This is a genomic window from Providencia sp. PROV182, assembly GCF_028480325.1.
GTDB classification, from domain to species: domain Bacteria; phylum Pseudomonadota; class Gammaproteobacteria; order Enterobacterales; family Enterobacteriaceae; genus Providencia; species Providencia hangzhouensis.
This window is the reverse complement of sequence record NZ_JAMPOL010000025.1, coordinates 26,610-39,865: the sequence shown is the minus strand read 5'-3', so window position 1 is coordinate 39,865 and position 13,256 is coordinate 26,610. Positions and strand designations below refer to the sequence as shown.

Sequence of the window (13,256 nt, the reverse complement as noted above, 5' to 3'; positions counted from 1 at the left end):
ATAAGGAATCTCGAGATAAATAATTATCCCGAGATAGTTTTATTATATTTAGATATTTATTCTATTGATTTAATAACTCTCCTTGGCTCTTGATAATACTTTGGTACCAATAGAAGCTTTTTTTACGTTTTCTTTCGAGAGAGCCGTTACCTTGGTTATCACGGTCAACATAGATAAATCCATAACGTTTTGACATCTCTGCATTGGATGCACTGACAATATCTATAGGCCCCCAGCTGGTATAACCCATAATATTAACACCATCTTGAATAGCCTCATGGATTTGAACTAAATGGTCGTTGATATATTGAATACGATAATCATCAATAATTTCTCCCTCAGGCGTTATTTCATCAATAGCGCCTAGTCCATTTTCAACAATAAATAATGGTTTTTGATATCGATCCCATAATAAATTTAATAGCGTTCTAATTCCTTTTGGATCTATTTGCCATCCCCATTCTGAGCTTTCTAAATAAGGATTTGGGACCATACTAAGGATATTTCCGCGTTTTTTCTCATATTCATCTTTATCTGCGGTAATACAACCTGTCATATAATAACTGAATGAGATAAAGTCCACTGTATTTTGTAAGTCACGTTTATCTTCTTCTGTTATTGTAATATTAACTTGGTTATCTCTAAAATAGCGTAGCATATAACCTGGGTATTGGCCTCTGCATTGTACATCACCAAAAAATAGCCATTTGCGATTTTCTATCATGGCTTCCCATACATCATCAGGCTTACAAGTTAATGGATAAACGAGACCTCCTAATAACATGTTACCGATTTTAGCATCAGGGATAATGCTATGGCAGGCTTTAGTGACTCTAGCGCTGGCGACAAGTTGGTGGTGAATCGCTTGGTAAACCTCAGAAGGAGAACTATTTTCAGGTAGGCCCACACCAGTCATTGGTGCATGTAGTGACATATTAATCTCATTGAACGTCAGCCATAGTTTGACCTTATTTTTATAACGTTCAAAGACGGTACGTGCATAACGTTCGAAAAACTCAATCGTTTTACGATTTCCCCAACCGCCATATTGTGTCACTAGGTGATAGGGCATTTCATAATGGGATAATGTAATGACAGGTTGAATGTTATGCTTTGCCATTTCATCAAATAAATTATCATAAAAAGCGAGGCCTTCTTCATTGGCCGTTAATTCGTCACCAAGTGGAAATATACGGCTCCATGCAATCGAGGTTCGTAAGCAGGTGAAACCCATTTCAGCGAAAAGTGCGATATCGGTTTTATATTGGTGATAAAAATCGATGGCAATATCTTTAATAAAACTCTCATTTTGTGTTCTTTCAATTAATGAACCAAATATGCCATGAGGTTGAACATCGGATGTGCTGAGCCCTTTACCCGCAGTTAAATAAGCACCTTCAGCTTGATTGGCTGCGATTGCGCCACCCCATAAAAATGAATTTGGAAATTTAATCATGCTTAGCTCCTTATTTGTGGTTAACGGTGATAAATTTCTGACAGCTTTGAATTGATTTATTGAGCTCGACGAATTCGATCGACGCATAATCATCACTGTTGCTTACAATAACAGGGGTTGTTAAGTCATATCCTGCCTCGAGAATTTTTTCTCGGTCAAATGTCAGTAATAAATCACCTGTTTTGAATGCATCACCTTGTTTAATTTGAGGTGAAAAATGAAGCCCATCTAATTTCACGGTATCGATCCCCACATGGATGAGTAGTTCAATACCGCTTTGGCTTAATAACCCTAATGCATGGCCAGTTTTAAATAATGAGCTCACTTCACCATCGAATGGCGCATAGACTTTCCCAGTATTTGGAATAATGGCAGCACCTTGTCCAAGTAAACCACTTGCAAAAGTTTCATCTGGAGTATCTTTTAATGGGATAGCTGCACCGCCCAATGGTGCAAGAACGTCATTGGGGGTCGACGTAATCTCAGTTTTAACCGATATTTCAGGGGATATCGCTTCCCTTTTAATACCAAAGAAACGGGTTGCGATAGTGGCAAATAAGAAAGAGAGCGTTGTACCAATAATGGCTCCCCAAACAGTATTATCAACACCATGTTCCGGGATGATTTGTGCAAAAGTGAAAATATTAATTAACCCAAATGAGAATGTCAGAGTTTGGCTATAGCCAACAATCGCGCCACCAACACCACCACCAATACAGCCAAAAATAAAAGGTCGGCGCAAAGGAAGAGTCACACCGTAGACAGCAGGCTCAGTAATACCAAATAAGCCAGCAGTAACAGAAGAGCCAGCCATAATTTTCATTTTTGCATTTTTTGTTGCTAATAGAACACCTAAAGTGGCGCCAATTTGCCCTGCTACAGCGGGAAGTAATAGGGGGAAAAGCGCATCATGGCCTAGGGCACTTAAGTTATTAATACCAATAGGGACAATTCCCCAATGTAAACCGAAAATAACGCATATTTGCCAAACAGCACCCATGAAAGCACCTGCGATAACTGGGGCAAAGTTGTAAATAGCTTGGAAACTCTCCGCAATTAACATGCTTATCCAAGTTGCTAAAGGCCCAATAACAAGAATGGTCAGAGGGACAATAATGAGTAAGCACAAGAAAGGTGTAATAAAATTCTTCATTGCAGAAGGTAAAATTTGGTTTAGTCGCTTTTCAAGCAGGCAGCTTAACCAAGAGGCAAAAATAATCGGAATGACAGATGCTGCATAGTTAATAAAGGTGACTGGGATCCCCAAAAAATATTCAGGTGTAGAACCCGCAACGAGACTTTGCTGAAAAGCGGTAATCATCATTGGGTGAATGAGTGCACCACCAATCGTCATGGTAACAAATGGGCTTCCACCAAATTTTTTCCCTGCGGTGTAACCGAGTACCAGTGGGAAAAAATAGAATAAAGAGTCACTTGCTGCAAACCAGATTTGATAAGTGCCACTGCTTGTGGATAGCCAACCTAATGCGTCTGCTAATGAAAGTAACCCTTTTAAAATACCTGAAGCAGCCATGATGCCTAAAATAGGCGTAAAGATGCTGGAGACAATATCAATAAAGTAGCCTAGTAGGCTTTCTTTATCTTGTTTTACCACTTTTTTTCCCGCTTTTTTGGGCTGATTTATTGAGTTTGAAGTTGTATCAATTAACTGATTAACTGCGTTAAAAACCTCGTTAACGTGGTTACCGATGACGACTTGAAATTGACCGCCGCTTTCAACTACGGTAATAACCTCTGGACTTTGTTTTAATTGCTCTGCATTGGCTTTTTTACTTTCTTTCAGTTTAAAGCGTAGGCGTGTCGCGCAATGTATTAAATCGACAACGTTATCTTTTCCTCCAACGTTTTCGATAATTTGCTCCGCCAAAGCTTGATATTTCATATTGATTTCCTTTATTACCTGAACAATAGAAGCCACGTTACTATTGATAAATAAGCAAAAAAAAACCTGACTCACCACCAGCACGAATAAGGCTAGTAGTGAAAATCAGGTTTTGCCTGCAAACGGGCAGTAGCAATCCATCGGTTTTTATCAGTTTGTATCAATAAATAGTTTTTCGGCTTACTTTGCGTCACTTATGTGACGATTTTTCTTTCCTAATACGCTCTATATGAATGGTTAAATACATGCGTTCTTCATCTGTTAAGTCGCGTTGGTATTTCTTGGATAAATAAGTACTGACCTTTTCAGCACATTTCCAAGAAATTGAATAATTTTCTTTGATGACAAGATGCATCGCAATATCGTCATTAGGAACTGGCTCATCACTCATCATACGATGGGTAAAAAACTTTAAATGAGTTACAAACCGCTGATAACTTAGTGTGTCCTCATGATATTCAATTTGTAGATGATATTTTACGATGTTCATGATTTCATTCATTATCGCCATCGTTTCCATGACAATTGGCATCTCACCCGTCAACTGAGCATTGACGAAATGTAACGCGATAAAGCCAGCTTCATCGATGGGTAACTCAATCTCTAAATCTTGTTTAATCAATGCCAATGACTCTAGCCCCAACTGGTACTCTTTTGGGTAAAGTCGTTGAATTTCCCATAACATGGTATTAGTGATAGCTAGGCCTTTTTGCTGTCTTTCAATTGCATAATTACAGTGATCAGTTAAAACGATATATAAGCTTTCATGTAGGTTGCCAAGTTTACTTTTCGCATTTTCAATTATTTTGTCACAGACTTTCATAATAGAAATTGGTATTTGGCTTAACAGTTCACTTAATCGGCTTGTTAATTCATGGCTACGTAACTCAAAGACTTTTTCTATTTTTTTAGAATCGACAAAGTCATTAACTTTCATTTGAAAGGCGAGCCCACGCCCCATAACGACAATTTCTTGCTGTTGTTCATTTAGGGCAACGACCACATTGTTGTTTAAAATTTTTGCGATCTGCATTTTGTTTCCCCTAAAACGAAAAAAACCTGATAGCACAATGATAATTCATTGACTAATCAGGTTTTGCCTGTGTGATAAGCACAGTAACAATCCAGTAACTTAATTTTCAAATACTGTAATTAAACTTTTTGGGTTATTCAAACAGCAAAGTATGAAAATGTGAACTCACACGCTCAATTCAGCCAATCTCTTTTTTGCATGGCTAATGACGGTATCGTGCTTATTTAATTGTTTTTTGCCACCAAGACACTTTTTTGCCACCAAGACACAATGTAATCTGCGATTTGCTCTGGGTTATTGATATCTAACTGCGGCACGTGAGTATCAATGATTTCATCACTGGCAACAGCCACCACATAGTTATCTATCAAACCGTTGAGAGGTTTGCCCACTTCAGAGCGAAACAAGGCGATTTTATCGATCGGTTCGTGCTTAAAGCCCTCAACTAAAATCAGATCTAATGTTGTGTGATCGAAACGACTGGCTAAATAGTGTAGATCCATTTCATTAGCTTCGGGGGTTTCGGTCATCAGCGCCCAGCGCTTTTCACTGGCAACAAGCGTTTGGTTTGCGCCTGCTTTACGTAATTCAAAACTGTCTTTGCCCGGTTTATCCACTTCCATGTCATGGTGAGTGTGCTTAATTAAACCAACACGAACGTTACGCAGCTTAAGCAGAGGGATAACTTTTTTTAATAAAGTCGTTTTTCCTGTGCCGCTATAAGCGGTAATTCCAAGTAGGGGTAGAGTATTTTGCTTCATAATTCTTTTTGTTGTAACTCCCAGTTACGGCTATCTTCCAGTGTATTAAGATTCGCAAATGAACCCGATTCGGGTGAGAAAATAACACCTTTTGCATTAATTTCATGCATAAAGAACATTAATTTACGGTCACCTCTTGCAAGGTAATCATCAAGTTGAGCTTTTAGTGAGCGATGCAATAAAGCAAACGTCGGGTGCTCTCGTTCTGTATCACAAGCGTAGCAGGCTAAATGTTTTTCTTTCTCATTGAACATTTTTTCCGCTAAATTGAGAGGGAAAGCAGGAACATCGCAAGGCACAAACAGTAACCAATCTGTTTTGGCATGGTGTAAAGCCGCTTGCATTCCTGCTAATGGGCCAGAAAAATGGTTATTTAAATCAGAGATAACCGTCAATTGGCTTTCACTGTAACGCGGTTGATTACGGTTTGCATTGATGAGTACTTCGCCAACTTGGGGTTGTAAGCGTGCTAAAATATGTTGATAGAGCGGCTTTCCTGATAAAAGTACCAATCCCTTATCTTGACCACCCATTCGAGAGCCTCGGCCACCAGCAAGTATCACACCAGTTATTAACTGACGAAATGACATGTTCAATATCCTTGAATATCTTCAAGAAAATGTTTCAACATTCCTAGAAAACACTTTCGAGTATAGTAATTACTAAAATTTATTCTATTTTGCTATAAAATCAATGAATATTCGTGCGTATTGCAGTTAAACTTTACGTAGATTGACAACAGTTCGCTTTTTCTCTTGTATGATTATTGGTAACTTGTATCGAATATTCGTGATAAAGGAATAAACATGAAATGCCATCGCTTAAATGAAGTTATTGAGCTTCTGCATCCTGTCTGGAAAGATAATTCAGATTTAAACTTGGTAGAATTATTGCAAAAACTGGCTGATGAAGCAGGTTTTAAAGGCAGTTTATCTGAGTTAACAGATGATGTGCTAATTTATCATTTAAAAATGCGTGGTTCGGATAGCAATGAAGCGATCCCGGGTTTAAAAAAAGATTATGAAGATGACTTTAAAACCGCTATTTTGCGTGCCCGTGGCATTATTAAAGACTAAAACGCGATGGACGAAATAGAACATTCGAATTTCCATTTTAGTGGAATCTCCCCTGACTTAATTTTAGACGCCTTAATGGAAGTCGGGGTTTACCCCGAATCAGGTCTGCTTGAATTAAATAGCTACGAAAATCGGGTTTATCAATTCCAAGACGAAAATCGGCAACGCTATGTGGTTAAATTTTATCGTCCTGAGCGTTGGAACCGTTCACAAATTCAAGAAGAGCACGATTTCACTTTAGAGCTTCGAGATGAAGGGCTGTCTGTCGCAGCGCCTCTTGAGTTTGCTGGGCAAACGGTATTGGAGTTTGGTGGGTTTATATTTGCAATTTTTCCGAGTATCGGTGGCAGACAATATGAAACAGATAACTTGTTTCAATTAGAAAGTGTAGGCCATTTGCTAGGACGTATACACCAAATTGGCCAGCGTAAAAATTTTGCATTTCGTCCGACAATGGGTCTTGATGAATATTTGGCACAACCTCGCCAAGTGATAGCTTCAAGCCCTTTGATTGCAGAACGCTATAAAGCTCAATTTATAGAGTCTTTAGATGCATTGATTGCACAAGTAAAATTACAATGGCCTGACTCTATTTCATCTATTCGCCTACAAGGTGATTGCCACCCAGGCAATATTCTGTGGCGCGATGAAGCTTGGCTGGTGGATTTTGATGACGCCCGAAATGGGCCTGCAATTCAAGACCTCTGGATGCTACTTAATGGCTCTCGCCAAGAACAAGTCATTCAATTGGATACGTTATTAGAAACGTATAATGAGTTTTGTGATTTTGATGTAAAACAGCTGAAGCTGATTGAACCTCTTAGAGCAATGCGTATGGTACATTACCTCGGGTGGATTATCCGCCGCTGGCAAGACCCTGCGTTTCCTCGAGCATTTTCATGGCTACAAGCTGATGATTTTTGGCAAAAACAATCGCTCGAATTTAATCAACAGATTGAACGGTTGCAAGACGCCCCTTTGCAGTTAACCCCTCAGTTTTAACTTTTAAGTTTTTGTTTTTGGAGAATGTAGTCTATGAAAAAAATTATGTTGGCTTTGCTTGGTATTGCCATGTCTTTTAGTGCTGCAGCGGCAAACTACACGGAAGGTAAAGAGTATACTGATGTTAAAGCTGTACCAAATTTACCTCAAGTTTTGGAGTTCTTCTCATTTTATTGCCCACACTGCTATCAATTTGAGAGCGTGTATAAAGTGCCTCAAACGGTAGAGAAAAACTTACCAGAAGGCGTGAAAATGGAGCGTTATCACGTTGATTTTCTTGGTCCTTTAGGTGCCGATTTAACTCAAGCTTGGGCCGTTGCGATTGTCTTGAAAGCAGAAGACAAAGTCACACCTATCCTGTTTGAAGGTATCCAAAAAACGCAAACTATCAACAGTAAAGCAGATATCCGTAATGCCTTTATCAAAGCAGGTATTTCTGGTGAAGAGTATGATGCAGCTTTAAACAGCTTCGTTGTGAAATCTATCGTTGCGAAACAGCAAAATGCAGCGCAAGACTTAAAACTGCGCGGTGTTCCTGCATTATTTGTTGATGGTAAATACCAAGTTCGTAATAACGGTATCTCAGTTGATAACGCAGCTGACTACGGCAAAGAGTTCTCTAATGTTGTGAACTTCTTAGTAAATAAAAAATAATCGTAAATAGACGGTGGTATACTCGCCATCGTCTCTTTTTTTCTATTAATATCCACAATTCAAAGACTTTCTCTCACCTGTATTAAACCCATTCAATTATGCGCTAACCCATTGATTTTACTTTTCTGTTTATATTGTTAATATTCATATTACCTGTTGAATTTACTGAGTAACACAAATTTACACACAAGCTTATCCACAGGATGTTAGTCAGATACTTAGTTAATCGGCGTGATTAATTTTAATTAACTGTAATCAATGGTGTACTTATAATAGTGGATGATTTGGTGTGTTTTTAATTATCTAACTAAGCGGAATATAAAACTTGGGATGTATCTGAGGCCACATTATGGCATCCTATTGGTATTCGTTCCTGACTAAAAAGATGATGACAGATTATGGCTCAGATTGCAGAAAACCCTCTTATTTTGGTTGATGGTTCCTCTTACCTATACCGTGCTTACCATGCATTCCCTCCACTGACCAATAGTGCTGGTGAGCCTACAGGGGCAATGTATGGCGTGCTTAATATGCTACGTAGTTTAATTATGCAGTATAAACCTAGCCATGTAGCGGTTGTCTTTGATGCGAAGGGAAAAACATTTCGTGATGAATTGTTTGAAAGCTATAAGTCACATCGCCCACCTATGCCTGATGATTTACGCGCTCAAATCGCCCCATTACATGAAATGGTGGAAGCGATGGGCTTGCCTTTACTGGTGGTTTCAGGAGTGGAAGCCGATGACGTCATCGGGACATTAGCCTGTGAAGCAAGCCGAAAAGGTATGCCAGTGCTAATTAGTACGGGCGATAAAGATATGGCGCAATTAGTTGAGCCTAACATTACGCTCATCAATACCATGAATAACACTATTCTAGGGCCTGATGAAGTCAAAGAAAAATACGGTGTTCCCCCTGAACTTATCATCGACTTTTTAGCATTAATGGGGGATTCGTCAGATAATATTCCTGGGGTGCCTGGCGTTGGTGAAAAAACAGCACTCGCTTTACTGCAAGGTATTGGTAGCTTAGAAGCAATTTATAATGACCTTGAGGCTATTGCTCCATTAGGTTTTAGAGGTTCTAAAACGTTAGCCCCTAAAATGGCGGAAAACCGTGATGTTGCTTTTTTATCATACCAATTAGCGACGATTAAAACGGATGTTGAGCTGGAAAAAACATGTGAAGAGCTACAAGTTGCTCAGCCAGATGTGGATAAACTGCATAAATTATTCAGCCGTTATGAATTTAAACGTTGGTTAGCCGATGTTGAAAATGGGACTTGGATGGAGGGGAAAGGCTCAAGTGCGAAACCTAGCCCAACACCAGCAGCGTCACCTGTGAAGCCATCAAACCCAACTGTGCCAACATTGTGTGCCGAAAATTACCAAACGATTCTAGAAAAAGCCGATTTAGAGCGCTGGGTTGAAAAATTAAGCAAAGCATCATTATTTGCTTTTGATACTGAAACCGATAGTTTAGATACCCAAGAAGCTCGTTTAGTGGGAATGTCATTTGCAATTGAGCCGGGGCATGCCGCTTATTTACCATTAGGTCACGATTACCTTGATGCGCCAGTACAGCTTCCTCTGGAAGAGGTTTTGGAACTTATGAAGCCTATCCTTGAGAGTGAAAACATCCTCAAAATTGGCCAAAACTTGAAGTATGATGCAGAAGTTCTTGAAAATTATGACATCGAATTAAAAGGTATCGGTTATGACACCATGCTGGAATCGTATGTGTTAAACAGTGTTGCGGGGATGGGACGCCATGATATGGACAGCTTGGCCGATCGCCATTTGAACCATAAAACCGTGAGCTTTGAAGAAATCGCAGGTAAAGGTAAAAAGCAGCTGACATTTAACCAAATTGCTTTAGAAGAAGCCGCTAATTATGCGGCGGAAGATGCAGATGTCACGCTATTACTGCATCAAGCGTTATATCCACAATTAGAGGCTGAACCTAAGCTTAATCACATTTTCCAGAATATTGAAATGCCACTTGTGCCTGTGTTAGTCCGAATGGAGCGTAAAGGTGTTCTAATTGATGCTAACGTGCTTGCTGTGCAGTCAAAAGTGATTACCGCTCGTTTAGCTGAACTGGAAAAGGAAGCTTTTGAGCTTGCGGGGGAGGAGTTTAACCTCGCTTCACCAAAACAATTACAAACGATTTTATTCGAAAAATTGCAGTTGCCAGTGATAAAGAAAACGCCAAGTGGGGCAGCATCGACGAATGAGGAAGTGCTTGAAGAATTAGCGCTAAACCATGCATTGCCAAAATTGTTGCTTGAGCACCGTAGTTTAGCCAAATTAAAATCCACGTATACGGATAAACTGCCACTCATGATTAACCCGCGTACTCAGCGTGTTCATACTTCTTACCACCAAGCAGTCACAGCAACGGGGCGTTTATCTTCTCGAGATCCTAACCTACAAAATATTCCAGTTAGAACTGAAGAAGGTCGCCGGATCCGCCAAGCCTTTATCGCGCGTGAAGGCTACAAAGTGATGGCAGCGGACTATTCACAAATTGAATTACGTATTATGGCGCATTTATCTCAAGATAAAGGCCTATTAACTGCGTTTGCGGAAGGGAAAGATATCCATAAAGCGACAGCCGCTGAAGTCTTTGGTGTACCACTGGAACAAGTCACCAGTGACCAACGCCGTAGTGCCAAGGCGATTAACTTCGGGCTTATCTATGGCATGAGTGCATTTGGTTTAGCACGTCAATTAGGGATCCCTCGTGGTGAAGCTCAGCGCTATATGGATCTCTACTTTGAACGCTACCCTGGTGTATTGCGTTATATGGAAAACACACGCTTACAAGCTTCTGAACAAGGTTATGTTGAAACACTTGAAGGCCGTCGCTTATATTTAGCGGATATTAAGTCGAGTAATGGAATGCGCCGTAAAGCGGCAGAACGCGAAGCGATCAACGCCCCAATGCAAGGAACCGCAGCGGACATCATTAAAAAAGCCATGATTGCCGTTGATAATTGGTTGCAAACTGAAAAACCGCATGCAGATATGCTAATGCAAGTTCACGATGAATTGGTCTTTGAGGTCAAAGAGTCTGAATTAGAGCGTGTTCAAGCTCAGGTCCAGTCATTAATGGAACAAAGCATGAAACTGGATGTGCCATTAAAAGTGGATGTGGGAATTGGTGACAACTGGGATGAAGCCCACTAATTTTTAATCATATTGAATATATAGAACCTCCATTATGAAGAGACCCCCAAGAGTTGGATAACCAATTACTGGGGGTTTTTTACGTTTAAGCGAAGGTATAACAGATAATTATGCATTTGAAATTATTAACTAGAAATTCAATATAACTCTGCAATAAATCAATTATTTTTGTGATGACAGTCAAGAAAATGGTTAACATTTTTATGCGACATACATCTCATAAATATGTAATTAAAATCCGTTTTTTAGCTTATTTTATTCATATTTCTGTGCTGAATCGTAGAAAGCTTTGAAAAAAAATTACAAAAAGGCTTTTTTTCGAGCGAAAAATAAAGTACATTAATAGGCGTAGGGTACAGAGGTAAGATGTTCTATCTTTCAGACCTTTTACTTCACGTAATCGGATTTAGCTGAATATTAGCTGCTCCAGTCAAGTTTTTTGACTGGAGCATTTTTTTATCTAAAATTCAGTGGATATAGAATATGTAAGGGTGTTATGAGCCATTTCTGACTCACAACAAAAGAAATCAAGCCGGTGTGTTATACCAACTATCTAGCTTAATGCGGAGTTTATCGATACCAATCTTTTTCAGTGCTGAAAAGTATTCGACTTCAATATCCCCTTCAAGTGGAGCCAATGCTTGGCGAACTTCCATAAGTTGTTTTTTTCTTGCTCCAGAGGCCAGTTTGTCTGCTTTTGTGAGTAAAACTAAAACGGGTACATTCATCGCAACAGACCATTCAATCATTTGCATATCGAGGTCTTTTAATGGATGACGGATATCCATTAAGACAACCAGCCCCTTAATGCATTCTCTTTTTTGGAGATATTCCCCGAGTGCTTGTTGCCATTTACGTTTCATTTCTTCAGGAACTTCGGCATAACCATAGCCTGGAAGGTCAACAAGGCGAACGCCTTCCTCAACTTCAAATAGGTTGATTAGCTGAGTTCTTCCTGGTGTTTTACTGGTACGTGCTAAGCTTTTTTGCTGTGTTAATGCGTTTAACGCACTGGATTTCCCCGCATTAGAGCGGCCAGCAAAAGCCACCTCAATTCCAGTATCTTTAGGTAGATGACGGATATCGGGTGCACTGATGACAAACTTTGCCATCTGGTAGTTATGATTTTTAATTGCCATTTGTCGTTCTCCCTGAGTTAGCCTCAAAAGGCTTGGGGATTATAGCTTTGCTTAGCGCTTTCCGACAACTCGAAATCTCCTCTCAACCGCTTTTCTCTTGGAATCAGGTAATATTTTTCCTGTGTTGTAAGTCGCGCAATTGTAATAATAGAAAAATAGCCATTATTCATGACGCCTTTTGCTGAAAGTGGTCTAGAATTTAACGCATTTGATGCACTTTTGTTTTTGGGCGTAAATATAGGTAAATCTTCAGCATTCTTGTTAGCTTCACTCTAGAATTGCTTGATTGCAGTTGTAATGAGCTATAACGAAAGGGACCTTACATGTTAAAACGAATTTTTGTGCCACTTTTGGCCGTCTGCGCAATGAGCGCATCTTCTCTTGCTTTATCTGCGGGTGAGACTTATGTCAAGCTAGTCACGTCGGCGGGTGATATCGAATTAGAACTGAATAGTAAAAAAGCCCCTGTTACGACAGAAAATTTCGTTCAGTATGTTAATGAAGGTTATTACAACGGAACTACTTTCCACCGTGTTATTCCAGGTTTTATGATCCAAGGCGGTGGCTTTAATAAAGATTTACAGCAAAAGCAAACCCGTGCCCCAATCAAAAATGAAGCAGATAATGGCTTACGTAATTTGCGCGGTACTATCTCTATGGCACGTACTGCAAATAAAGACAGCGCAACGAGCCAATTCTTTATTAATGTTGCTGATAACGCGTTCTTAGACCACGGACAACGTGACTTCGGTTACGCCGTATTTGGTAAAGTGGTGAAAGGGATGGATGTTGCAGATAAAATCTCTAAAGTAAAAACGGAAAATGTAGGGCCATATCAAAATGTTCCTGTAGAGCCAATTACAATCATTTCTGCTGAAGTGATTAAAAAGCCTTAGTGATTAAAAAGCCTTAGTGATTAAAAAACAGTAGTAATTAAAAACTATCGTGTCGAATACAGTGGGTAGGTTGTTTTAACGTGCCCACTTTTTTTTAAAATCCGCTTTTCCTTCCCCTTTGAGTTTCTCTTTATTCACTATGTTA

The 13,256-nt window shown here is 39.5% G+C and carries 12 protein-coding genes; 6 read left to right on the top strand and 6 right to left on the bottom strand.

What is annotated here, in order from left to right; translation table 11 throughout:
* Nucleotides 1-61 precede the first annotated feature (61 nt).
* The 5 genes from PR834_RS17545 to mobA all read right to left on the bottom strand — a co-directional run bounded on the left by PR834_RS17545 (nucleotide 62) and on the right by mobA (nucleotide 5,743).
* Entirely contained in the window at nucleotides 62-1,456 is a 1,395-nt protein-coding gene (locus PR834_RS17545; protein ID WP_112307788.1) for a glycoside hydrolase family 1 protein, read from the bottom strand.
* 10 nt (nucleotides 1,457-1,466) lie between these two features.
* Nucleotides 1,467-3,359: a PTS beta-glucoside transporter subunit IIABC gene (gene bglF / locus PR834_RS17540; protein WP_272536829.1), complete on the bottom strand. Its 1,893-nt coding sequence runs from the start codon at nucleotides 3,357-3,359 to the stop codon at nucleotides 1,467-1,469.
* Nucleotides 3,360-3,549: 190 nt separating this feature from the next.
* Complete coding sequence (gene licT, locus PR834_RS17535; protein WP_094960791.1) at nucleotides 3,550-4,392, bottom strand: BglG family transcription antiterminator LicT; 843 nt, start codon at nucleotides 4,390-4,392, stop codon at nucleotides 3,550-3,552.
* 224 nt (nucleotides 4,393-4,616) lie between these two features.
* Nucleotides 4,617-5,153: a molybdopterin-guanine dinucleotide biosynthesis protein MobB gene (gene mobB, locus PR834_RS17530; protein ID WP_196724759.1), complete on the bottom strand. Its 537-nt coding sequence runs from the start codon at nucleotides 5,151-5,153 to the stop codon at nucleotides 4,617-4,619.
* Nucleotides 5,150-5,743 (bottom strand): molybdenum cofactor guanylyltransferase MobA, encoded by a 594-nt coding sequence (gene mobA, locus PR834_RS17525; protein ID WP_272525025.1) that lies wholly within the window; start codon nucleotides 5,741-5,743, stop codon nucleotides 5,150-5,152. The genes mobB and mobA overlap by 4 nt, the downstream gene beginning before the upstream one ends.
* Nucleotides 5,744-5,959: 216 nt before the next feature.
* Between mobA and PR834_RS17520 the strand changes: the two genes are divergently transcribed.
* The 5 genes from PR834_RS17520 to PR834_RS20455 all read left to right on the top strand — a co-directional run bounded on the left by PR834_RS17520 (nucleotide 5,960) and on the right by PR834_RS20455 (nucleotide 11,490).
* Complete coding sequence (locus tag PR834_RS17520) at nucleotides 5,960-6,229, top strand: YihD family protein (RefSeq protein ID WP_004262581.1); 270 nt, start codon at nucleotides 5,960-5,962, stop codon at nucleotides 6,227-6,229.
* Between the two features lie 6 nt (nucleotides 6,230-6,235).
* Complete coding sequence (locus PR834_RS17515; protein WP_112307786.1) at nucleotides 6,236-7,231, top strand: serine/threonine protein kinase; 996 nt, start codon at nucleotides 6,236-6,238, stop codon at nucleotides 7,229-7,231.
* Between the two features lie 33 nt (nucleotides 7,232-7,264).
* Nucleotides 7,265-7,885, top strand: a complete 621-nt coding sequence (gene dsbA / locus PR834_RS17510; protein ID WP_004262579.1) for a thiol:disulfide interchange protein DsbA — start codon at nucleotides 7,265-7,267, stop codon at nucleotides 7,883-7,885.
* A 398-nt stretch (nucleotides 7,886-8,283) separates the two neighbouring features.
* On the top strand, nucleotides 8,284-11,076 hold the full coding sequence (gene polA / locus PR834_RS17505) for a DNA polymerase I (RefSeq protein ID WP_272536828.1): 2,793 nt from the start codon (nucleotides 8,284-8,286) through the stop codon (nucleotides 11,074-11,076).
* Nucleotides 11,077-11,442: 366 nt separating this feature from the next.
* On the top strand, nucleotides 11,443-11,490 hold the full coding sequence (locus PR834_RS20455) for a hypothetical protein (protein ID WP_438361642.1): 48 nt from the start codon (nucleotides 11,443-11,445) through the stop codon (nucleotides 11,488-11,490).
* 113 nt (nucleotides 11,491-11,603) lie between these two features.
* Here the strand turns inward: PR834_RS20455 and yihA are convergent, their stop codons facing one another.
* Entirely contained in the window at nucleotides 11,604-12,215 is a 612-nt protein-coding gene (gene yihA / locus PR834_RS17500) for a ribosome biogenesis GTP-binding protein YihA/YsxC (protein WP_036958591.1), read from the bottom strand.
* Nucleotides 12,216-12,538: 323 nt separating this feature from the next.
* Between yihA and ppiA the strand changes: the two genes are divergently transcribed.
* The gene (gene ppiA, locus PR834_RS17495; RefSeq protein WP_004262568.1) at nucleotides 12,539-13,111 is read left to right on the top strand and encodes a peptidylprolyl isomerase A; all 573 of its coding nucleotides are present in this window, start codon (nucleotides 12,539-12,541) and stop codon (nucleotides 13,109-13,111) included.
* The last annotated feature ends 145 nt before the right edge of the window (nucleotides 13,112-13,256 follow it).